The sequence below is a fragment of the Acinetobacter nosocomialis NIPH 2119 genome, from assembly GCF_000368085.1.
Taxonomy (GTDB): domain Bacteria; phylum Pseudomonadota; class Gammaproteobacteria; order Pseudomonadales; family Moraxellaceae; genus Acinetobacter; species Acinetobacter nosocomialis.
The window spans coordinates 3387654-3411414 of the sequence record NZ_KB849239.1; the positions used below are offsets into that span (position 1 = coordinate 3387654).

The following is a 23761-nucleotide window of genomic DNA, read 5'->3' on the forward strand; positions in this document are numbered from 1 at the left end:
TTACTTTATGTCTATTTTTATATACGAAAAACGTTTCGTTAGTCTGAGCTCATCTTGGATACTTAAATCATTAGTTGTTGCAGTTGCGCTTTCAACTAGTGTTGTAACAACTGCGGCTAATTCAAATCAAAACCTTGCTGAAAATACTCAACCGCAACGTGTACAGAATGTTTTAACGTTTGAGCAAGTACTAGAGCAGGTTAAGCAATTTCAGACACAAACAGGAATTTGGCAAGCTCAACAAGATATCGCAGAGAGCAATATCAGACAGAGCCAGTTATGGGAAAATCCGACGGTTTCTGTACAGCAAACGGGTTTTAAATCTGGAAAAGATCAGGAACTAGAACTTGGTATATCGCAAAAACTAGATGTTTTTGGTGTACGTTCCGCAGCAAAAAAACTGGCAAGTGTCCAGCAAAATCAAGTTGAGTTAAATCAGGTTTTATATGATGCTCAGCTAAAGCTTGCTGTCAAATATTTATGGTCACAAGTTTCGATTTTGGAGCTTGAACATGAAGTCGCCAAAGCACAATTAAAAACGAGTAAGAACCTTTTAGATGCTACTCGTTTACGCTTTCAGGCCGGTAGTATTGCTCAGGTTGATTTAGACCGGACTTTAATGACGCATGTTGAAAACCAACGTTTATATCAGGAAGTTGAATTATCACTAAGTAGTGCCAAAAGAAAATTGGCGAACTTATGGGGTGAAACTGAAAATAACTTCACCTTACGTCCAGATATAAAAAGTGCGTGGCCTTTAAAAAATGAAGGTGACATCGATCAATACTTAAAACAGAATTTGTTAGAACAGTCCATGCGACTTCAAGCCATCCAACAAAATTCTGAAATTAATTATTTAAAAGCAAAAAATCGTCCAACACCTACCGTAAATATGGGCGTGGTTCGTAGCAAAACCGCAGAAACGAGCAGTACCGAAAATCAGATTCGAGTAGGTATTGCGGTTCCCTTAAACATTTTTAATCGCCAGCAATATGCCCTGAAAATTGCCCAAAGCAAACTTGATTTAATTGCCCAACAGCAAAGTTTTTATAAAAAGCAAAGCCTAGATTCTATTCGTACTCTACAGTACGAGTTGGCTGGTTTAAAGCAGCAATACAACTTGATGAATGAGCAACAGATTCCTTTATCAGAGACGGTACAGGAGAAAATGTTGCTTGGCTTCAAAGTCGGTAAATTTGCAATTACTGATGTTCAGCAATCTACCCTGCAATTACAAGAACAACGATTGAAGAAAGTTCAACTCCTTAAATCTGCTTGGCAAAAAGCTATTGAGGCTGAAAGTTTAGCTCTCGGGATTGATCCAAATATGGTGATGTCCGGAGATGCATTAAATCAAATTAATCAAAATTTATGGCAAGACACCTATAAGTTGCCAACAGTTGGAGGGGCAGAGTAATGTCAGTTAAAAAAATGAAAAACCAATGGATTATTGCTCTTTCGCTGCTGATTGCTTGTCTTGCTTTAAGTGCTTGGTTATTTTTCTCAGGGAAAAAGCAGTCCACTACTGAAAAAAGTGAAGAAGGGCATGCAGAAGGTGAAGCGGGTCATGGAGAGACTGAAAAAGAGGAAGGAAGTTTAAATCTCACTTCCAAGCAACTGGTTGAATATGGTGTGAAGTTAGAGCAAGTAGGGAGCGGAGAAGTTGAGCAGAATCTCTCATACCCTGCCAAACTTGTTGTAAATACAGACCAGCAAGCACATGTCTCTTCAACATTTTCTGCCCGAGTGGATAGTGTAAATGTTGCGCTGGGACAACAAGTTGAAAAGGGACAGGTGCTTGCGACTTTATTTGTACCAGATTTGGTCGATCAACAAGCTAACTTAAGCATGGCGCAAGAAGCGCTAACATTAGCTCAGCAAGATTATCAGCGTGAAAAGCAATTGTGGGAGCAAGGTGTTTCAGCACGTCAAGATTATCAGCGTGCTTACAATGCTTATCGTCAAGCGCAAATTCAGGTACAAGCTGCAAATAGCCGTTTAAGTGCCTTGGGAGCGACTCGCTCAAGTAAAGGTCGATATGTTTTAACTGCACCTTTAAGCGGTGTAATCAGCAGTAAAGATATTGTTATTGGTGAGCAAATTGGCCCTGAAAAACAGTTATTTGTTATTGATCGCCTAGATCAGCTATGGGTTGAGTTTGTATTGCCAAGTACAAATACCAATATTCAGCCTAATCAGGAAATTGAATTTAAATCGCTGCAAACGAACAATATTTTTAAAGCACAGGTACAAAGTTTAACGTCAGAAGCGGATAGTCAAACTGGTCGTTTACAGGTTCGTGCCAAGGTGCTGACACCTTCAAAAGAATTACGCCCTAATTTAATGGTCAATGTATTACTCAAACAAAATAATGCAGCGACTGTATTACGAATTAACAAGGCAGCGGTACAACAGATTGATGGAAAGAATGTGGTCTTTGTTGCAAAACAGGAGAAGGACAAAATTCATTTTGCTCCTGTTGCTGTAGAGTTAGGCAATTATTCTTCAGATGCACAATGGGTCGAAGTTAAATCCGGAATTACTGAAAAGCAGCAATATGTGACTCAAGGTAGTTTCTTGCTCAAGTCCGAACTTGAAAAAGGGGAGGCTGAGCATGGACATTAATAAACCTGATTTGCCAGCGGCTGAAGGTTTGTTTGATCGGATCATTCAGTTTTCAATTAATAACGCCATTTGGGTCATGATGTTTGTCATTGCTTGGATTGGTGTCGGAATTTATAGCTACCAGAAACTTTCAATTGATGCCGTGCCAGATATCACCAACGTACAGGTACAAATCAATAGTCAGGCTAATGGTTTTACAGCACCGGAAGTTGAGCAAAGGATTACTTATCCGATTGAAAATGCCATGTCCGGCATTCCAAATCTGGAACAGACTCGTTCAATTTCCAGATATGGTCTTTCTCAGGTCACGATTATCTTTAAGGATGGTACTGACATTTACTGGGCAAGACAGTTAATTAATCAACGTTTACAAGAAGCTAAGAGTGCTTTACCCGATAGTATTGATCCACAAATGTCTCCAATTTCAACTGGACTTGGTGAGATTTATCAATGGGTGGTAAAAGCGGAACCTAATGCTAAAAAAGCAGATGGTTCAGCCTATAGCGCAATGGATCTGCGTGAAATTCAAGACTGGATTATTCGGCCCCAGTTACAACGTGTACAAGGGGTAGCCGAGGTTAATAGCATTGGTGGATACAACAAAACTTATGTGGTTTCACCAGATCTAACGCGGTTACAACAGTTGCAGATTCCTCTCACCGATTTACAAGATGCGCTTCAAAATAACAATGAAAACCGCGGTGCCGGATTTATTGAAGAGAATGGTCAGCAACTCACAGTTCGTGTTCCGGGTATGCTGACGTCGATACAAGATATCCAGAACGTTACGGTCGCCACGAAAAACGGTTTGCCTATACGGGTTGCTGATGTGGCCTCAGTATCGATTGGTCATGATTTGCGTACTGGTGGTGCTACCTATAATGGACAGGAAACTGTTTTAGGTATCGCCATGATGATGATGGGGGAAAACAGTAAAACCATTGCCAAAGCGATTGATCAAAAAGTTCAGGAAATCCAAAGATCACTCCCTCAGGGTGTGGTGATTGAAACAGTCTATGATCGTAGTAGCCTCGTAGATAAAGCAATTAAAACAGTAGCTAAAAATTTGATTGAAGGAGCGATTTTAGTCATCGTTATCCTGTTCATCTTTTTAGGAAACTTTCGTGCCGCTTTAATTACTGCTTGTATTATTCCATTGGCAATGCTTTTTACCTTAACGGGCATGGCAGAACAAAAAATCAGTGCCAACCTGATGAGTTTGGGAGCTTTAGACTTCGGGATCATTGTCGATGGAGCAGTTGTTATTGTTGAAAACTGTATTCGGCGTTTAGCTGAAGCGCAGCATTTAAAAGGTCGCTTACTAACACGTTCAGAACGCTTTACAGAGGTCTTTCTAGCCGCTAAACAAGCACGACGTCCATTAATATTTGGTCAGATCATCATTATGGTCGTGTACTTACCAATTTTTGCTTTAGCAGGCGTAGAAGCAAAAATGTTCCATCCTATGGCAATGACCGTCGTTTTAGCGTTATTGGGAGCAATTATTTTATCTGTGACCTTTGTGCCGGCAGCTGTTGCTTTGTTTGTTACGGGTGAGGTGAAGGAAAAAGAAAGCCGCTGGATGATGACCTTGAAAAAAGGTTATGCAGGCTTACTCGATAAGGCTTATGCCTTCCGATATGTTGTTGTCACAGCAGCGGTCAGCATCTTGATTTTGACAAGTGCAATTGCAACACGAGTGGGTAGTGAGTTCGCACCTCAGTTAAGTGAAGGTGATTTTGCACTGCAACTCATGCGTGCACCGAGCACTGGCATAGAAGAGTCGCTTAAGATTCAGGAGAATGTGGAAAAGCAGTTATTGAAAGCTTTTCCCGAAATTAAAGCCATTTTTGCAAGAACAGGAACAGCCGAGGTTGCTACAGATGTCATGCCTCCTAATATTTCCGATGGTATTGTTTTATTAAAACCACACGATCAATGGACAAACCCTAAAGAAACGATAGATGAACTGCGTGCCAGAATGCTGCAGTTCGTGAACCAGATTCCTGGTAATAACAGTGAATTTTCACAACCGATTGAACTACGTTTTAATGAGCTTATTTCAGGTGTACGTAGTGATATTGGGGTGAAAATTTTTGGGGACGATATGCAGGTTCTCAATCAGGAAGCGGAAAAAATAGCTCAACAGCTACGTAGCATTCCGGGTGCCAGTGAAGTCAAAGTTGAACAGACTGACGGTTTGCCATTACTGAATGTAGATGTTGATCATGCATTGGCGGCCCAATACGGTTTATCAGTCAAATCTATTCAAGATATTGTGGCTGCCAGTATTGGTGGGCAGAGTGTAGGGCAAATTTTACAGGGTGATAGACGTTTCGATTTTGTGATTCGTTTGCAGGAAAACATGCGTACGCCTCAGCAGTTAGCTCAGTTACCGATTCGCTTACCAAATGGTGGTCTGATTCAGTTACAAGATGTCGCTAAGGTTGAGAATATTCTAGGCCTTGCTCAAGTAAGTCGTGAAAATGGTAAGCGCCGCGTCATTGTGACAGCAAATGTGCGTGACCGTGATCTTGGGTCTTTTGTACAAGAGGTGCAAAGCAAACTGGCACAGCAAAAGCTACCTAGCGGTTACTGGTTAGGCTATGGAGGACAGTTTGAAAATCTTGCTTCTGCTACAGCAAGAATGCAAATCGTCGTGCCGATGGCGCTCATCATGATCTTTGTGTTGCTCATGGCTGTATTCAGTAATTTTAAAGACAGCTTACTGGTATTTAGTGGAGTTCCTTTCGCTTTATCTGGTGGATTAGTGGCTTTATGGCTGAGAGATATACCACTTTCTATGTCCGCTGGGGTCGGTTTTATCGCTTTATCGGGTGTTGCAGTATTAAATGGTTTGGTCATGCTCACGTTTATTAAAGAGCTGAGAACAACTTTAGATGTTCATGCGGCAACCTGGAAAGGAGCGGTATTACGATTACGTCCAGTATTAATGACAGCATTTGTTGCTTCACTTGGCTTTATTCCGATGGCTTTGGCAACAGGAACTGGAGCCGAAGTGCAACGACCTTTGGCAACGGTCGTAATCGGTGGCATTATTTCATCTACGATATTAACTTTGGTTTTATTACCGGTCATTTATCGATGGATGAATGAAAGCAAAGCGAAAAGCGCTGAGCATTCATAATGTCATCGTTTTGAGATATCTTTTTTGATGACAGCGTCAATTCAAAAAAGTGTTTGAAAGAAGTAAAGGTAGTGATGTTTCCATCGTTATCTTTACCTCACCATAAAGATAAATAATAAGGAGTCCGCAAAATGGGTGGACAACATGGTCATGATCATAGTCATGCTGTAGTGACTGAAGGTAATGCTAAGAAATTAATGATTGCTTTAGCACTAACTTCAACATTTTTAATTGTTGAGGTCGTTGCTGGATTAATTACACAAAGTTTGGCCTTACTCTCCGACGCTGCGCATATGTTTACCGATGCCGCTGCTCTGGCAATTGCTCTGATTGCAATTCAGATTGCGAAGCGTCCAGCCGATAATAAACGTACTTTTGGTTATCAGCGCTTTGAAATTTTGGCTGCATTATTTAATGCGCTCATGCTTTTCGTAGTGGCAATTTATATTTTATATGAAGCTTATATCCGCTTCTCTAAGCCGCCTGAAATTCAAAGTGTGGGCATGCTCATTGTGGCAACTATTGGTTTAGTGATTAACCTTATCTCAATGAAAATCCTCATGTCGAGTGCCAATAACAGCTTAAACGTGAAAGGTGCTTATTTAGAGGTGTTGAGTGATGCACTAGGCTCGGTTGGCGTTATTATTGGTGCAGTTGTGATTTACTTCACCAACTGGTACTGGGTCGATACGATTATTGCGGTATTGATTGGTTTTTGGGTATTACCAAGAACTTGGGTTTTACTGAAACAAAGTATTAATATTTTGCTCGAAGGCGTACCTGAAGAAGTCGATATCGAAAAGTTACGTGCAGATTTATTGTCTTTAAATGGTGTTGAAAGTATTCACCAACTCAAGGTATGGGCGATTACTTCTAAAAACATTCATTTAACTGTGCACTTATTTGCGCCTGAAGCTGACCGTACTAAGCTCTATCAAGATGCTGTTGAAATGCTTTCTCATGAGCATGGTATTGGCGAAGTGACATTGCAAATTGAAGATGATGCCGAGATCAATTGTCAGCATATCGCTCAACATGCTTCACATGAACATGATGAGACTGATAAAGAACATTCACATCAGCACTAAGCTGATGTGAATACTTTTTTTAAATTTCCCATTCGTGATTGCAGTCACGACATTTCCAATGTTTTTGTGACTGCATAAATGCTTGCATAGACAATTTAAAGTCCGGCAAATCACGCCAGAACATAAAACCCGCCCCTAGAGTCACAACAAAAACAACGACCGTTGCAATTTGTAGAGAAGTGCCTGCACCATTGCCAAAAATCCACATAAAAATACTAATTACAACCAAGAGTAATAGTACAAAAATGGCAGGAACTAAAATCACTAAGCTCTTAGGCACAACAGGTTTGGCACTGTTAACACCTTGGCTTACTGGCATAATTTTAACACTTTGACATTGAGGGCAACGATATTGCATGACAGCTCCACATTAAATTTGAATCTATTCTAACGGAAATGCAAAGAAAGGAAAAAAATTGTAGGGCTTTTAAAAAGTGATATAAAAGTTAGATATAAAAATACTTTTTTGAAACAAGCATATATGAAAAAATGATGATTTATGCGTACACATAAAAGTTAAAATAGTACCGTAGAGCATGCTAATCTAGATAAAAACCAAGTGTGTTCAACACTGGAAATGAGCTGAAAAGCTGATTAATGGGATGCGAAAGAAATATAAAAAGGAGAGGGACTTGGGTCAAGAAGATGACAATAAGACGGAGCCTATAACGACATCAACAGTTTCAGGGAACCCTGACCCTATAAAACTGTCATTCTCACGCCGTTTGCTGCATAAGACCTTGCAACATGCTCATGATGCCGTTGGGTTCGCTAGTGATACGACACGTAATCTTGCAGAGGTTGCAGATGCAGCCTTGGATGCTTTAGATCATGTAACAACTCATACAAAGCGTGGGGTCGTTGGCATGACCAATCTGGCAGCAGGAACTGTTAGAGATATGGTGTCTGAAACCAGTGAAACTGCGCGTCAGGTTGCCTTAATTATGGCTCGTACTTTTCTGGGAAAAAGTACGCTGAATTTATATTTGCCTGAGATGTTGTTAAACAGTCAAATTCGTAAACGTATAGATCGGTCAGAAATTGATGATATTAAAGTTCAATGTGGCAATGATCGGTTTCAGGTGGAAATCGATGGGCACTATCACCGTTTCCTATATCGGCTGAGTTTAGATTTTCGGGTATTGGAATGCCGTATTGGGCAAGAAAAATTCTTACGTTTACGTCAAATGGATGAAAGCCTAGATGTACAAATTCGTCATGGTGGAACATTGTCGAATTGGGCAGTCCGCCGTATTGGCCGAGTAGGTTTTGAAGTCATTAACATGTTGCCTATACCATCACTGATTAATCATTTGATTCGTGATATTCCGGGTATTCAGCGTGATGGTCACCGTATGTGGTTTATTGACCTTGAACAGGCAGGGTTTATTGATTTTATTAACAACCGTTCATGGATGGTAGAAAAACTTTTAAGTTTGACAGACTTTAGTATTTTACCGGGACTCAATATTTTGAGGGAAAGCCGGGAGCTTGTGCAGCAACTGGTAGATCAATTCGAAATAAAAGGACTACGGGTTCAATCAGGTCGTCTTGAAGTCCAAGTTGGAATTGCGAATTAAATTACATAAATGAGAAGCTGATTGATGATCAGCTTTTTTATTGCGTAGATAAGAAAAAAGCCACTGTCTTCATGCAGTGGCTTTTTAGAATTTGGCGTCCCTACGGGGATTCGAACCCCGGTTACCGCCGTGAAAGGGCGATGTCCTAGGCCTCTAGACGATAGGGACTTATATGAGGCTAGTTACCTGCGCGCAGTAAACTGCTTGCCTAAATTCTCGGCAAAGATAATTAATCTTTGCTTTTCCTCGAATTTAGTGGCGTCCCTACGGGGATTCGAACCCCGGTTACCGCCGTGAAAGGGCGATGTCCTAGGCCTCTAGACGATAGGGACTTATATGAGGCTAGTTACCTGCGCGCAGTAAACTGCTTGCCTAAATTCTCGGCAAAGATAATTAATCTTTGCTTTTCCTCGAATTTAGTGGCGTCCCTACGGGGATTCGAACCCCGGTTACCGCCGTGAAAGGGCGATGTCCTAGGCCTCTAGACGATAGGGACGTTTCAGAGGTGGGCGTATATTAGGTCGATTTAATAAAAGTGTCAAATAGTTTTCTAAAGAAATATTAAAAAAAACATTCAAGCGCTTAAAAATAACTCAAATTGTAGAAAATATAGGCATTTATGGCTAATTTTTATTGAAAAGGTTCAATAATTGCTTTGATGACTGCATGGTGTTGTAAGTACCCTACAATTTCATGGGGTTGGTTCGCAAAAGTAAAAATTTCTTGATTGATAATTGGTGGAGTGAAATTAAAAGGTGCTTCACTTAATGGGAAAGCTGTTAAAAAATCATCTTTTGAGTAGAAATTATACCAATCGCCATTGAGGCATTTTGGTCGTTCAATCGGAATAGGGAGTTTACTTTGGATCACCCGAAAAGAAAGTGGTGAAGCTAAGGTAACAAAGCGTTGTACTGAAAAGTGATAAGCCGGGTCTGATAACAAGTGAAATGCGATTACGGAACCTAAAGAGTGGGCGACTACAATACAATCTTCATCATCATGCATTTGTTTTAAAATTCTTTGATGAACTTCGTACATAAAATCAGGATTAGATAAGTACATGTAAGTTTCAATCAAGAATTGTTGAATTAAGCTCTCATGTAATTTAGGAAAATTATTTAAAAGAACCACCATTTCTTTAAGAACGCGATCTTTTACTAACTGTGAAGTCAGATATAAACGTTCTGATAAGCTTTCTGCGGGTTGATCGGGGGAAAGAGGAAGATGTGGCACAAAAGGAGTATGTTCCTTAGGTGTGTTGGCTTGTGAGTGTAAATGGATAGGCAAATGAAAGTTAAAGGATTTTGGAAGTAAGGTGTTTAAATCTAATTGATTAGAGAGTTGATATTTCGTCATTAAATCGCCATAAAAAGGCATGTGTATATGTAAATCTCTTAAATTAACTCTACAGTGCAATTGTTTTAAGCCCAGTTTAAAGACTCTTAGCCAGTGCTCTTTTAAACGATGTGCTGTGTAATTTTGTTGATTCATCCCATGGATAAATATAATTTTCATTGTATACAAGGAATTGTTTTTAATATAAATTTTAATCTACAACGGTAGATTCTATAAAGCCAGTATCTAAACAAAAAAAAGTGTAGCTTTTTGCTACACTTTTTAATTACAAGCACTTAGGCCTTATGGCGATAAAAAATAAAATAACTGATATAGCAAAGAGCCGTAAAAATTAAGCAACCTACAAAACCTGCTCGCATTTGAGGGTCTGCTGCCATACTTAAACAGGTAATAAAGCAGAATAGAAAACCTAAAATTGGGACAATAGGAAATAATGGTGCAGCATATTTTAAATCTTTAACCGTATGTCCAGCTCGGTACCAGTGTCTACGGAAATTGAACTGACTTAAACAGATACTCATCCAGACAATAACCATGGTGAAAGCTGCAACGCCGAGTAAGTTTTTAAAGATGGTTTCAGGTGCAAACTGTTCCGATAACAAACCTGGGATTGCGCCAAACATGGTAACTACTAAAGCAACAATAGGTGTCCCACTTTTTGAAAGCTTGGCAAATACACTTGGAAGAAGCTTTTGTTCTGATAAAGACCACATCATGCGTGAAGCGGCATATAAACCTGAATTGGCGGCTGAGAGCAGTGCAGTAATAATTACAAAACGAATGATATCATCTGCATATGGAATACCAATGTAATTAAATACAGTAACGAAAGGACTGCTACTTACACTTTCACTGCTTAAGCCTGCAAGCTGGAAAGGGAGTAATGCACTGATCACAATAATGGTGCCGACAAAGAAAATAAGAAGGCGCCAGATTGCAGCATTAATCGCTTTAGGGACGTTTTGTGCAGGATCTTTAGTTTCACCAGCAGCCACACCAATTAGTTCTGTCCCAGAGAACGCAAAATTCACAATCAGCATGGTAGTAAAGATAGGGAGGAAACCGTGTGGGAACCAGCCTTGGGCTGTTAAATTACTAAACAGAGGAGCAGTTTGAGCGCCATGAAAAGGAATTAAACCAAAAATGGCTAATAACCCAAGCACAATAAAGGCAATAACGGTAACAACCTTAACAAGCGCTAACCAGAACTCAGATTCAGCAAATACTCGAGTTGAACTAATATTTAGCCCAAAAATCGTCACTGCAAAAATAAGTGTCCAGATCCACATTGAAATTTGCGGAAACCATTCCTGCATGAGTAGGGCAGCGGCGGTAAATTCGGTCCCTAGCGTTGCTGTCCATGTTAGCCAATACATCCATGAAATCATGTAGCCTGTACTTGGACTAATGTACTTTTGGGCATATGCACCAAAAGAACCAGAAACAGGCATGTGCACAGCCAGCTCGCCTAAACAGAGCATAACCATGTAAGCAATTGCACCCCCAAGAATGTAGGCAATAATTGCGCCAATAGGTCCAGTTTGTGAAATGACTTCCCCTGAACCCAAAAATAAACCAGTACCGATTGCACCGCCTAGCGATAACATCACAAGGTGGCGAGTACTCATGGCTCTTTTTAAAGGTGCAGTACTGTTCTGATGCTGAGCATCTAGTTGATTGTCAGATGGCTGCATATTACACATTGAGAGAATTTAAGAAAGACGCTATTTTAGATAAAATAGACAAATGTGCAATCAAGAAGGTGTCAAAGAATAGACAGGAAGGTGACGATAGAGTCTTTAAAAGGAATTTTTAAAATAGAAAATGGCGTCCCTACGGGGATTCGAACCCCGGTTACCGCCGTGAAAGGGCGATGTCCTAGGCCTCTAGACGATAGGGACTTGATGAGGCAAACACAAAGGATCTTGGTGGAGCCAAGCGGGATCGAACCGCTGACCTCTACAATGCCATTGTAGCGCTCTACCAACTGAGCTATGGCCCCAGTTTGTGTGAGCGCAATATTAGGGTGAATGCGCCCACACGTCAACAAAAAAATGAATTAAGCTTCGCTAGTTGCTTCATTTTTCGGCAGTTTTAAGCTTTCATTGAGCTTTTCCCAGTTTTTTACCTCTTTTTTACTCGGTGCACCAATAATTTCTAATGCATGTCGTAAGCGAGCAAAGGTTAAATCTGGACCAAGCGTAACCATTGATTGCATCACTGGTGTTGAACTGGTTGAGCCAGCAATTGCGATAAAGAAAGCAGGCATAAAATCACGTAGTTTAATACCCATTTGATTTGCCAAGTCCATTAAGGTTTGGCTAACCGTGTCATTATTCCAAGTAAACTGACTTTCAAGACGCCAAATAGCAAATTGTAAGCTTTGGCGAACTTGTTCTTGAGTCAATTTTTTACTTTCAAACATTTCGGCTGTAATTTGTGGCATATGGTTAAAGTAGAAACCAGCCCAATTTACTGCTTCAGAAAGTAAATTAATACGCGGTTGAATTGCAGCAGCAATATCTTCTAATGTATTGCGGTCACTCTTCCAAGTAAGTAAACGGTCTAGTAGCTGGCCTGGTGTTAAACCTTTAATCCATTGACCATTTAACCAATTGAGTTTTTCAACATCGAAAATTGGGCCGCCTAAAGATACACGTTGAATATCAAAGTGATCCATCATGTCTTGCAGGGTAAATACTTCACGCTCATCTGGCATTGACCAGCCCATACGGCCTAAATAGTTGAGTAAGGCTTCTGGTAGAACACCAATATCACGGTAGTAGTTAATTGATGTTGGATTTTTACGTTTAGATAACTTCGATTTATCTGGATTACGTAGCAAAGGCATATGGCAAAGCGTTGGCATTTCCCAACCAAAGTATTGGTAAAGCAATTGATGCTTCGGTGCAGATGGAAGCCATTCTTCACCACGTAATACATGAGTGATTTCCATTAAATGGTCATCAACGACATTCGCTAAATGGTAAGTTGGTAAACCATCAGTCTTAAGAAGGACTTGCATGTCGACTTGTGCCCAAGGAATTTCTACTTCCCCACGGAGTAAGTCGTTAAATTTACATACACCTTCTTCTGGAACTTTCATACGGATGACATGAGGTTCGCCTGCTTCTAGGCGGCGAGTTACTTCTTCTTGAGAAAGCTTTAAACCGCGGCCATCATATTTTGGTGTTTCACCGCGAGCCTGCTGTTCGGCACGCATTTGATCAAGTTCTTCTGCTGTCGCGAAACAGTAAAAAGCATGGCCTTTTTCAACAAGTTCTAACGCGTATTGCTTATAAATTCCCATACGCTCTGATTGGCGATAAGGCGCGTGTGGGCCACCCACATCTGGACCTTCAGACCAATTTAAACCTAACCAGCGTAAAGAATCTAAAATCATTTTTTCAGATTCTGGTGTAGAGCGAAGTTGGTCGGTATCTTCAATTCTTAAAATAAATTCCCCGCCATGTTGTTTCGCAAAACACATATTGAATAAAGCAATGTAGGCAGTACCAACATGTGGGAAACCAGTAGGAGAAGGTGCAATACGAGTACGAACTTTCATAGATAATGGGTCAAAATAAAAATTGAAACTATTATAACGAAAAAGCCCAGTATTCTGACGTTTTTATTTAACGGCAGACTGGGCTTAAGTTGAAACGATGAGGGGTCGTTTCAAATATTAAGAAGTATGTGGCTGGAAGATGGCCTGAACAAAACGTGAGAAACGCTCATGCTGTGCTGCAAGAAAGTTTTGAGTAGGTGTTACACGAATAGTGTTAAGTACTTTTAACTCATCATCTGTAGATGGTAGAGCTATAGTATTGCGTTTTTGCTGGTCGAGTGCTTTTTCAATAAGCGAAGACTGGCGGTCAGAAACGCTTTTGGTTGGTGTGTCTTTGAGTGCTGCGGCAACTGATAATTGTGATGCAAAACTGAGCACCAAACCCAAACTCAAAGCTTTTCCATACTTAATTTTCATTTTTACTCATCCCCTCAGTACGTACATTTCGTCTATTTTTTGAGTTTAACCAAATGTAAAATTACGGTAACGCTACGATTCAAACATAAATTTTAATAAAAAAGTAGAACCATGTCACACTTTTTACAAAAAATACCTTTATTTTACGTTGGTATCTTTCAAATGTAGCCTATCTGTATCCATTACGTCTCATTATTTAACAAATTAATGTGTAGATAAAGTGAAGACTATAAATAAACTATAAGAATAATTACAAAACTTTTCGAAATTATGAATAAAAAGTAAGCGTGAATGATATCGTTTAAAGTGATTAATAAACCTTGAATTGTTATAAGTGTTTGATAGAAAAATTAAAATATAAAAATGTAATATAGTTTAAAAGTAAAATTGGTATTTATAAATGAAAAGAATAGTAAAAATTGCGCTCGCTACATATATGGGGTTAGCAGTAAGTGCAGTACAGGCTGCGACTACATTTTTAAATGTTTCTTATGATCCAACGCGTGAATTTTATCAAGAATATAATCAGGCATTTGGAAAATTCTGGAAACAACGCACCGGACAGGATGTCGATTTTAAACAATCCCATGGGGGCTCCGGAAAACAGGCGCGAGCTGTAGCAACTGGTCTTCAAGCCGATGTAGTAACCTTGGCTTTAGCAAATGATATTGATGAGATTGTTAAAGCTGGATATATCCAGCCAAACTGGCAAAAAGAGTTTCCTAATAACTCTGCGCCTTATACCTCTACAGTGGTTTTTCTGGTTAGAAAAGGTAATCCAAAGAATATCCGTGATTGGAATGACTTAACTAAACCAGGTGTTGAAATTATTACACCTAATCCGAAAACGGGTGGAGCACCGCGCTGGATTTATCTTTCTGCGTGGGGATATGCTTTAAAACAGCCGGGTGGCAATGACGCCAAAGCAAAAGAGCTAGTTAAAAAACTTTATCACAATGTTAAGGTGCTAGATTCGGGAGCCCGTGGTTCGCTTACTACATTTGCTGAGCGTGGAATTGGAGATGTTCTACTTTCTTGGGAAAATGAAGCATTATTGGCAACGAAAGGTCTCGATAAAGATAAATATGAAATTGTGTACCCATCAATTTCAATTTTGGCAGAGCCTTCTGTTGCGATTGTAGATAAAACAGTCGATAAGGACGGTAACCGTACTTTAGCAAAAGGCTATCTCAACTTTTTATATTCACCATTAGGGCAAGAGTTAGCTGCGAAACATTATTTTCGTCCACGTAATCCTCAAGTCGCTGCTAAATATGCAGCACAATTTCCAAAAATTAAATTATTTACGATTAATGACGTTTTTGGTGGCTGGGCAAAAGCTCAGCAAACTCACTTTGCCAATGGGGCCATCTTTGATCAGATTTATGATGGGAAACAGTAAATAAAATATGGGCAGCTCCCTAGTTTAAAAATTAATTAAACTTTTCATATTGAAGCAAGTGAACCTGAAAAGGTGAGCTTGCTTTTTATTTTGCTTAAAAAATGCAAAGAAAACGGTTTTCTCTATGAAAAATTAATATTTTCCTACAAAAAGCCGTTTGGTGTTCATCGTAAACAAGGTGATAATGTGCAGTTACATTTTTACGCTATGATTTAACTCCTATGTCGCATATTTCTGTCTTACTTTTTGAGACCGTTGAAAGCTTATTGGCAGATCGCACAACTGGGGTGTATATCGATGCAACCTTTGGACGAGGTGGGCATACACGCTTATTATTGTCGAAACTCGATGAAAACGCTCGAGTATATGCCTTTGATAAAGATCCTCAGGCTCTGGAAGTTGCAGGTGCTTTAGCACAAGAAGACCCGAGATTTACCATTATTCATGCAAGTTTTGCTGATATAAAAGAAAAAATGCAGGAAATTGGGGTGCAAAGTGTCGATGGAATTATGGCAGACTTAGGCGTATCTTCCCCTCAATTAGATCAGGCAGAACGCGGCTTTAGTTTTATGCAAGATGGCCCTTTAGATATGCGTATGGATAACTCTAAAGGTTTGACTGCTGCTGAATGGTTACTTGAAATTGAAGAGGAACAGTTGGCGAATATCATTTATCAATATGGTGAAGAACGATATAGTCGACGTATTGCTAAAGCAATTAAACAAGCTGGAAAATTAGATACGACAGCACAACTGGCTGAACTTGTAAAAACAGCTCATCCAAAATGGGAAAAACATAAGCATCCGGCGACACGTACTTTTCAGGCTATTCGTATTGCTATTAACAAAGAACTAGATGATATTGAAGTGTTTTTACCGCAAGCTGTAGACTTGCTTAAACCAAAGGGGCGTTTGTCTGTGATCAGCTTCCATTCGCTTGAAGACAGGTTGATCAAACAGTTTATTCAAAAAGAATCAACGCTAGCAGAAGATTCTGGTTGGGGAATGCCTCAACAGCAGGTTGATACGAGAAGATTAAAGAAAATTTCACGGGTTCGTGCGAGTGAAGAAGAAGTAAAAGCGAATCCACGTTCACGTAGTGCATGGCTTCGGGTTGCTGAACGCTTGGAACAAAAAGGCGCGTAATGAAAAGCAGTGATGAAATCGAAACCACAGAAAATAAAGTGGTCAAAAAAGTTGTGATATATACAGTCATGGTGGCGTTGGTTTTCATCAGTGCCATGATGGTGGTATTGCAAGTATTTGAATACCGTCATGATTATAGAGAGTTAAGCTCTTATATGCGTGAACGTGATGACCTCAATGCTGAATGGGGACGTTTATTGATTGAGCAACAAACATTTGGTGCGACTGCTCAAATTGGTACGCGTGCTGTGACACAATTACGAATGTTTTCGCCACCGGCTGCAGAAACGGTGGTAATTTCTTTACCGATGACCTCAGAGCAAAATAAGTAAGGCCTTGCTGTATGGTAGATAAGCGAACAAAGCAAACACGAAAAAAACAGCAGTCTATTTCGGAAAAACCAAGTCTTGCCTTTGATATGTGGCGGTTTTATCTGCTCTGGGCAGTGGTGCTCCTGTGTTTTGTGGTATTAATTGCACGTGCATTTTATGTTCAGATCATTAATAAGGACTTTTTACAAAATAAGGCCAATGCCAATATTTTGCGTACTGAACGTGTAGAAGCTATGCGTGGCGTAATTAGTGATCGCCACGGTGTACCTTTAGCGATCAGTAGTCCAATCATGAAAATTGTGATGGACCCACGTGATTATTTTGAAACTAAACATTTATATGATCAAATTTCGGCTGAACTAAAACAAGATCCAAAAAATCGTAAATTAAAACGCCAATTACCAGATAAAAATTTAAACTTAGATGAGCTTGCCGATGTGGTCGGTGTTGATCGTGCTGACCTTAAGAAACAGATGAATGCGCGTCCGCGTTCTCGTTATTTAGTTTTGAAAAAAGAAGTACCGCCGCAACAAGCTGACCTCATTATGAAAGGTAACTTCCAAGGGGTTTATGCAGAAAAAACTTACAAACGCTATTATCCGCAGCCACAACCAAATGCCCAAATTATTGGTTTGACTAATAGTGAGGGTCAAGGTGTTGAAGGCCTGGAAATGCAGTTGAATAAGCAGCTTTCTGGAGTAGATGGCGAACAAAAAATTATTCGTGATAAGCGTGGTAATCGTTTAAAAGTTTCTGAGGTGATTCGTGAGGGCGAGCCGGGTGAGAATATCACTTTAAGTATCGACTCTCGTTTACAGTACATTATGTATCGCGAATTGACCGCAGCGGGTGTTGCGAATAATGCACGTTCAGCAACGGCTATTGCGGTTGATGTTAAAACGGGTGAGATTTTGGCAATGACCAGTTGGCCATCTTATAACCCGAATGATAAGAATGGCTTGTCTAATAAAGATGCTATGCGTAACCGTGGTGCGATCGATATGTTCGAACCGGGGTCAACCATGAAGCCATTTACCATTTCTGCTGCATTAGAAACTGGTCAATACACACCAAATACGATTGTAAATACCTCTCCTGGTTCAATGCGTTTAGGTTGGCATACTATTCGTGATACCCATAACTATGGGGCTTTGACCGTAACAGGTGTGATTATTAAGTCTTCAAACGTGGGTTCTGCAAAAATTGCATTATCACTTCCAAAAGAGACTTTACCGACCTTCTTTAATCGTGTTGGTTTTGGTAAGCGTTCTGCTGTGAAGTTCCCAGGGGAAAGTTCTGGCTTAGTACTTCCTGTAAATAAATTAAACTCTTCTCAAATTGGTACCATGGCTTATGGTTATGGTCTAAACGCAACTATTCTTCAGCTGGCACAAGGCTATGCCATGCTTGCAAATCATGGCGTCAAAATGCCATTAAGCTTGCATAAATTAGATCAGGCACCTAAAGGAGAGCAAGTTCTTAACCCAAAAATTGCTGATCAAGTCTTGTTAATGCTTGAGCAAGTGACTATGCCGGGTGGTACAGCGACACAAGCCAATATTCCAGGCTATCGAGTAGGCGGTAAAACAGGTACTGCTCATAAATTGCGTGCTGATGGTAAAGGCTATTCAAATAGTGAATATCGTGCTTTATTTGCCGGCGTTGCACCAATTAGTGATCCGCGTTTAGCTGTTATTGTGGTTGTGGAAAATCCACAAGGTCGTTACTACGGTGGTTTGGTTGCTGCCCCAGTTTTCGCTCGTATTATGCAAGAGTCACTACGTTTAATGAACGTGCCGCTTGATAAGCCACTTAACACTCCACAAAATCCTATTCGCAGGTAAGCTATGACTGTTTCTTTTCAAGAAATTAATCCAATCGAGATTGATGCACAATGGCCTCAACAGCCATTTCATGGCTTTAATTTAGATAGTCGTAAAGTAGAAGCTGGCCAAATTTTTATTGCCTTGACCAGTTATAGCCAACCTGAAAAAACACGCACATTTGCTGAAGCAGCTTTAACAAATGGGGCACTTGCTGTAATTAGTGAAACCGAATTAGGTGTAGCGAATGAGTGGGTGTGTTCTGATGTGCGTCAGCGTATGGGTGAGTGGCAAAAACGTTATTTACAACAAACTGATACGGTTAAACCATTACGGATTATTGCTGTAACAGGTACGAATGGTAAAACGACTATTTCTCGCCTAATTGCTGAGTTAATTAGTTCGCAACAGCAGCGCTGTGCGGTGATGGGAACGACTGGTAACGGTATTTTGCCGGACTTAACGCCTTCTACACATACTACTCTTGATGCTTTGCAGTTACAAAATGAATTACATGCTTATGCTAAGCACGGCGCAACTTTTGCTTCTTTAGAAGCGAGTTCGCATGGTCTTGAGCAGGGCCGATTAAATGGTTGTGATATTGAAATTGCTGTTTATAGTAACTTAAGTCGTGATCACCTCGATTATCATGGCACGCTAGAAGCTTATGCAGAAGCAAAGGCTCGTTTATTCAAGTTTAATTCGTTAAAAGTTGCTGTGATTAATCTAGATGATGCACATGCAGATTTAATGATTAAATCGGCGAAGAATAATCCAGCGCAACCTAAAATTTTGACTTATTCGCTTACTCAAAATACGGCCGATTATTATATTACCGATTTAAGTTATAGCTTGGCAGGTGCAACCTTTAATTTAGTGGGGCAGCAAGGTTCATTTACTGTAGAAAGTCCATTATTAGGTCATTTTAATGTTGAAAACTTGATTGCGGCGCTGATCGCTGCTGAGCAAGCTGGTTTCGATTTAAAAGCATTAGTTAATTTTGTTCCTAAACTGATTGGCGCACCAGGCCGTATGCAGGTCATTCGTGATGATGAGCGACTTTTTGTGGTGGATTATGCGCATACACCCGATGCATTGATTCAAGTGCTTAAAACATTAAAACGTCACGTTTCGAATCAGCTTTGGGCTGTATTTGGATGTGGTGGTGACCGTGACCGTGGTAAGCGCCCACTCATGACTCAAGCAGCTTTAGATGGTGCAAATCCTGTTATTCTGACTTCAGATAACCCAAGAACAGAAGACCCCGAACAAATCTTTGCTGATATGAAGCAAGGAATAGATTTTTCAGGGCATCGTATGCATGAAATTCATGACCGTCGTGAAGCAATTAAATTTGTTACGCAGCAGGCTCAAGCTGGTGACATTGTGGTGATTGCCGGAAAAGGTCATGAAAATTATCAAGAAATTAATGGTGTGCGTCACTGGTTTGATGATGTGGTTGAAGTGCGTTCTGCGATTGATGCACAACATCATACGGTAGATGCTGCTTACCCTGCACAATAGGAAAAATTATGCATACTTCAACCACCAGTACCGTGCCTTTGGAACCGTGGACAGCTCAACAATTACAACAGGCAACACAGGGTTACTGGCATAAAGACCAGATCCCTCAAACTGAAATTAAACGTATTTTGACTGACTCGCGTCATGCAGAAAGTGGGGATGCCTTTTTAGCATTAAAAGGTGAACGTTTCGATGCGCATAATTTTGTCGCGCAAGTCGCTGCAAATGGTTGCCAAGTCGCTATTGTTGAGCAACCTATAGATGCCAACATTGCTCAACTTGTAGTTGCTGATACTCGCTTGGCTTTGGGGCAACTTGGTGCATATCGCCGTGAACAAAATGCTCAATTGAAAGTTATTGCTTTAACGGGAAGTAGCGGTAAAACCACTACTAAAGAAATGCTAGGAAGCATCTTATCTCGTTTAGCCCCTACATTGATTACCCGAGGCAATTTAAATAATGACCTTGGTGTGCCGATGATGCTTCTTGAGCTTCGCAAGGAACATCAATATGCAGTGATGGAACTTGGGGCAAATCATCAAGGTGAAATTGATTACACATCAAAACTTGTTCAACCGCATGTCGCTGGCATTTTAAATATTGGGACTGCTCACTTAGGTGAGTTCGGTGGTCGCGATGGTATTTGCCGTGCTAAATCAGAAATTTATCGTCATATTCTACCTCACGGTGTTGCTATTGTTCCGCAACAAGATGACTTTACTACCGAGATTCGTGAAGCAGCAAAAAGTCATCAAATTATGAGTTTTGGTACTGGTGGTGATGTCTTTGCTACAGAGATTGAATTGTTGCCACAATCTGCCAATTTCCAGTTACATACACCTCAAGGTTCAAGTTTTGTAAGGCTGCCATTTGCAGGTGAGCATAATGTGCAAAATGCAACTGCTGCAGTAGCATTTGCTTTGGCATTAGGTGTTAGCCTAGACGATATTGTAAAAGGATTAGAGCAAGCACAAGGTGCGAAAGGCCGTTTGAACTTTATTCAAAAAGCGCCTCATTTATTTATTGATGATACTTATAACGCTAATCCAACATCTATGCGAGCTGCGGCGCAAGTATTACTTCAACAAAATGGTATTAAAGTCATGGTGATGGGGGATATTGGGGAACTTGGCGATAGTAGTTGGCAAGAACATCATGATTTAGGTCGCGATCTCGCTCAGCTTCCTTTAGATCATATTATTGCAGTTGGGCAGTTTGCCTCAGCAGCTCTCGAAGGTGCGGGCCTTCATTCTACTAAATTGAAAGCATTTCAGACTCAAGCTGAGGCGCTTCCATTTTTAATCAATCTAATCCAAACACATCAACCCCAGTCCATGAGTTTCCTGTTTAAAGGTTCTCGCTTTACTCATATGGAAACGTTGATGGCTGATTTGATGGAGAAACTTTAAATGCTGTTATGGTTGTTTGAACAACTTGCGGGCTATCACAGTTCGTTTCAGGTTGTTCGTTATTTAACATTACGTTCTTTACTCAGTGTATTAACGTCACTGACCATTGGTTTGGTTCTCGGACCAATCATGATTCGTAAATTACAAGCGTTAAAATACGGTCAGGCAGTAAGTTCGTTTGCTCCTGAAAATCATGCCAAAAAAATGGGTACACCGACAATGGGAGGGATTTTAATTCTACTCTCAATTGGTATTAGTACTTTATTGTGGGCTGATTTATCTAACCCTTATGTTTGGATTGTACTTGGTGTAATGGTTGTGTTCGGTGCGGTTGGCTGGGCAGATGACTGGATTAAGATTCGCTATAAAGATAATGCGGGCTTACCTGCACGTAAGAAATTCTTCTGGACTTCTATTGCCTCACTTGGTGCTGGTATTGCGTTATATTTAATTGCAACTGAACAATCTAATTCAGAATACACAGCAAATATGCTGGATTTATTGATTCCTTTCTTTAAGAATCTTTCAATTCCACTTTCTATTGTTCCATTAGGCTTGGCATTTATTGTATTCACCTATTTAGTAATTAATGGTGCTTCTAATGCGGTTAACTTAACTGACGGTTTAGATGGTTTAGCTATTATGCCGGTGGTTATGGTGGCTTCAGGTTTAGGAGTATTTGCTTATTTATCTGGTGACATCCGTTTCGCTAACTATTTACATATTCCATATGTGAAATATACCTCTGAGCTTGTGGTGATCTGTTCTGCGATGATTGGTGCAGGCTTAGCATTCCTTTGGTATAACGCACATCCAGCACAAGTCTTTATGGGTGATGTGGGCGCTTTAGCTTTAGGCGCAATGCTTGGAACAATTGCCGTGATGGTACGCCAAGAAATCGTATTTGCGATTATGGGCGGTGTTTTTGTGATGGAGGCTGTATCAGTATTCCTGCAAATCGGGTCGTTGCGAATGCGAAATAAGCGCGTATTCTTGATGGCACCTTTACACCATCACTATGAAAAACAAGGCTGGAAAGAAACTCAAGTTGTAATTCGATTCTGGATTATTACGATTATGCTAGTTGTTTTAGGCCTAATGACCTTAAAATTGCGCTAGAACTTATTTTGGTGTCAATATAAAGCCAGTTTCTACTGGCTTTTTTATTGGAGAGGTAAATGACAAAGGTTGTTGGGCTAGACCAATTATCTGTAATTAACCAAAAAGTGGTTAGTGATGGGGAAGTATTACCTCAAGTTGTACTTAAAGATGGTAGTCAGGTACAAACGGGAACTGTCGCGACAATGCTGCATAATATTGAACTCTATAATGCGGGACAAAGAGGGCAAATTGAAGAAGAGTTGAAGATCGCAATTCCAACTTTAATTAAAGTGGGATTATTTGATTTGTTTGAAGTAGATGAATGGGTTTCTGGAACAAATGCAGGCCGCACATTTGTTGGAATGCACGCTAAGGCTTATTTGCAACAAAAAGAACAAGAGAATAATTAAACGTGACTACGCAAAATTTAATGTGCCCCGTATGTCGTCAGCGACTTGAGCTGGTAAACAAAACATGGCGGTGTGAACAGGGTCATAGCTATGACATTGCAAAGCAAGGTTATGTGAACTTACATGTCGTACAGCATAAACTCAGTAAAAATCCTGGGGATACTCCTGAGTCTGTAGATGCACGCCGTGCCTTTTTACAGGGTGGCTATTATCAGCCTTTACAGCAAGCAGTAGTTGATTTGCTAAAGCATCTTAAAGCTAAAGCTGTACTTGATATTGGCTGTGGTGAGGGATATTACACTAGTGCAATGCAACAGGTTGTTGAGCAGTGTATAGGTGTAGATATTGCAAAAAATGCAGTACAACGTGCTGCAAAGTTAAATGCCAACGTGACTTGGGTTGTCGGTACAGGAGCAACTTTACCTGTAATTGATCAAAGTATAGATGTGTGTACGAGTCTTTTTAGCCCGATTCCACAAGCAGAAATTTTGCGCGTTTTAAAAGATGATGGGTATTTAATTGTTGTGACTCCTGCAACCGATCATCTGTATGCGATGCGTGAAGCGCTATTTGAGCAGGTTAATCCGCACACGCCGCAAAAGTTTGTTGAACAACTGCAAGATTTATTTGAGTTGAAAGAACAGCAAGTTATAGATGCTCCGTTATTACTTGATCAAGAAGCTTTAAAGAATCTGATCGCTATGACGCCTTATGCGTATAAGGCGTCTCCAGAGCGCCGGATGCAATTAGAACAGCAATCACATCTGAAAGTAACAGCATCTTTTCAAATCTATCTTTTTCAAAAGCGTAATAAAAAAGCCATCTAACGATGG

General features: G+C 40.2%; 19 protein-coding genes and 5 tRNA genes. 14 read left to right on the forward strand and 10 right to left on the reverse strand.

All coding sequences use genetic code 11. The features are described from left to right. The first annotated feature begins 7 nt into the window (after positions 1–7). The 4 genes from F984_RS19660 to F984_RS19675 all read left to right on the forward strand — a co-directional run bounded on the left by F984_RS19660 (position 8) and on the right by F984_RS19675 (position 6861). On the forward strand, positions 8–1417 hold the full coding sequence (locus tag F984_RS19660; protein WP_004711625.1) for a TolC family protein: 1410 nt from the start codon (positions 8–10) through the stop codon (positions 1415–1417). Further along, positions 1417–2625: an efflux RND transporter periplasmic adaptor subunit gene (locus F984_RS19665; protein WP_004711627.1), complete on the forward strand. Its 1209-nt coding sequence runs from the start codon at positions 1417–1419 to the stop codon at positions 2623–2625. The genes F984_RS19660 and F984_RS19665 overlap by 1 nt, the downstream gene beginning before the upstream one ends. Next, positions 2615–5773, forward strand: coding sequence for an efflux RND transporter permease subunit (locus F984_RS19670; RefSeq protein ID WP_004711629.1), 3159 nt, complete (start codon positions 2615–2617; stop codon positions 5771–5773). The genes F984_RS19665 and F984_RS19670 overlap by 11 nt, the downstream gene beginning before the upstream one ends. Positions 5774–5904: 131 nt before the next feature. Then, the gene (locus F984_RS19675; RefSeq protein ID WP_002051646.1) at positions 5905–6861 is read left to right on the forward strand and encodes a cation diffusion facilitator family transporter; all 957 of its coding nucleotides are present in this window, start codon (positions 5905–5907) and stop codon (positions 6859–6861) included. Positions 6862–6880: 19 nt separating this feature from the next. Here the strand turns inward: F984_RS19675 and F984_RS19680 are convergent, their stop codons facing one another. Next, positions 6881–7219, reverse strand: coding sequence for a zinc-ribbon domain-containing protein (locus tag F984_RS19680; protein WP_002051673.1), 339 nt, complete (start codon positions 7217–7219; stop codon positions 6881–6883). A 274-nt stretch (positions 7220–7493) separates the two neighbouring features. Here F984_RS19680 and F984_RS19685 point away from each other — a divergent pair, with 274 nt between their 5' ends. Then, the gene (locus F984_RS19685) at positions 7494–8441 is read left to right on the forward strand and encodes a hypothetical protein (protein WP_004711633.1); all 948 of its coding nucleotides are present in this window, start codon (positions 7494–7496) and stop codon (positions 8439–8441) included. Positions 8442–8533: 92 nt separating this feature from the next. Here F984_RS19685 and F984_RS19690 read toward each other — a convergent pair. The 9 genes from F984_RS19690 to F984_RS19730 all read right to left on the reverse strand — a co-directional run bounded on the left by F984_RS19690 (position 8534) and on the right by F984_RS19730 (position 13782). Then, positions 8534–8609 (reverse strand) — tRNA-Glu (locus F984_RS19690). An 88-nt stretch (positions 8610–8697) separates the two neighbouring features. After that, positions 8698–8773 (reverse strand) — tRNA-Glu (locus F984_RS19695). 88 nt (positions 8774–8861) lie between these two features. Further along, positions 8862–8937: transfer RNA gene (locus F984_RS19700), tRNA-Glu, on the reverse strand. 134 nt (positions 8938–9071) lie between these two features. After that, positions 9072–9956: a lipase family protein gene (locus F984_RS19705; protein ID WP_004711635.1), complete on the reverse strand. Its 885-nt coding sequence runs from the start codon at positions 9954–9956 to the stop codon at positions 9072–9074. A 116-nt stretch (positions 9957–10072) separates the two neighbouring features. Further along, positions 10073–11491, reverse strand: coding sequence for an amino acid permease (locus tag F984_RS19710; RefSeq protein WP_004711637.1), 1419 nt, complete (start codon positions 11489–11491; stop codon positions 10073–10075). Between the two features lie 131 nt (positions 11492–11622). Continuing rightward, positions 11623–11698: transfer RNA gene (locus tag F984_RS19715), tRNA-Glu, on the reverse strand. A gap of 25 nt (positions 11699–11723) precedes the next feature. Beyond that, positions 11724–11799, reverse strand: a tRNA-Ala gene (locus tag F984_RS19720). 57 nt (positions 11800–11856) lie between these two features. Continuing rightward, entirely contained in the window at positions 11857–13365 is a 1509-nt protein-coding gene (gene gltX, locus F984_RS19725; protein ID WP_004711640.1) for a glutamate--tRNA ligase, read from the reverse strand. Between the two features lie 117 nt (positions 13366–13482). Beyond that, positions 13483–13782 carry a hypothetical protein gene (locus F984_RS19730; RefSeq protein ID WP_002051642.1) on the reverse strand — a complete coding sequence of 100 codons (300 nt, stop codon included), beginning with the start codon at positions 13780–13782 and terminating at the stop codon, positions 13483–13485. Between the two features lie 400 nt (positions 13783–14182). Here F984_RS19730 and F984_RS19735 point away from each other — a divergent pair, with 400 nt between their 5' ends. From F984_RS19735 to F984_RS19775, 9 genes are all read left to right on the forward strand, one after another. Beyond that, positions 14183–15184: a sulfate ABC transporter substrate-binding protein gene (locus F984_RS19735; protein ID WP_004711643.1), complete on the forward strand. Its 1002-nt coding sequence runs from the start codon at positions 14183–14185 to the stop codon at positions 15182–15184. Positions 15185–15405: 221 nt separating this feature from the next. Continuing rightward, positions 15406–16329, forward strand: coding sequence for a 16S rRNA (cytosine(1402)-N(4))-methyltransferase RsmH (rsmH, locus tag F984_RS19740; protein WP_004711646.1), 924 nt, complete (start codon positions 15406–15408; stop codon positions 16327–16329). Beyond that, positions 16329–16661, forward strand: a complete 333-nt coding sequence (gene ftsL, locus F984_RS19745) for a cell division protein FtsL (protein WP_002051754.1) — start codon at positions 16329–16331, stop codon at positions 16659–16661. The genes rsmH and ftsL overlap by 1 nt, the downstream gene beginning before the upstream one ends. Before the next feature lie 11 nt (positions 16662–16672). Further along, a complete protein-coding gene (gene ftsI / locus F984_RS19750; protein ID WP_002051677.1) occupies positions 16673–18505 on the forward strand; it encodes a penicillin-binding protein PBP3 in 1833 nt (610 codons plus the stop codon). Positions 18506–18508: 3 nt separating this feature from the next. Beyond that, positions 18509–20008 (forward strand): UDP-N-acetylmuramoyl-L-alanyl-D-glutamate--2,6-diaminopimelate ligase, encoded by a 1500-nt coding sequence (locus tag F984_RS19755; RefSeq protein WP_004711648.1) that lies wholly within the window; start codon positions 18509–18511, stop codon positions 20006–20008. Positions 20009–20016: 8 nt separating this feature from the next. Next, on the forward strand, positions 20017–21417 hold the full coding sequence (locus F984_RS19760) for a UDP-N-acetylmuramoyl-tripeptide--D-alanyl-D-alanine ligase (RefSeq protein ID WP_002051714.1): 1401 nt from the start codon (positions 20017–20019) through the stop codon (positions 21415–21417). Then, positions 21418–22536 carry a phospho-N-acetylmuramoyl-pentapeptide-transferase gene (gene mraY / locus F984_RS19765; RefSeq protein WP_002051726.1) on the forward strand — a complete coding sequence of 373 codons (1119 nt, stop codon included), beginning with the start codon at positions 21418–21420 and terminating at the stop codon, positions 22534–22536. A 59-nt stretch (positions 22537–22595) separates the two neighbouring features. After that, positions 22596–22928, forward strand: coding sequence for a DUF7709 family protein (locus tag F984_RS19770; protein WP_002051722.1), 333 nt, complete (start codon positions 22596–22598; stop codon positions 22926–22928). Positions 22929–22930: 2 nt separating this feature from the next. Further along, positions 22931–23755, forward strand: coding sequence for a putative RNA methyltransferase (locus F984_RS19775; RefSeq protein ID WP_004711651.1), 825 nt, complete (start codon positions 22931–22933; stop codon positions 23753–23755). Positions 23756–23761: the final 6 nt, after the last annotated feature.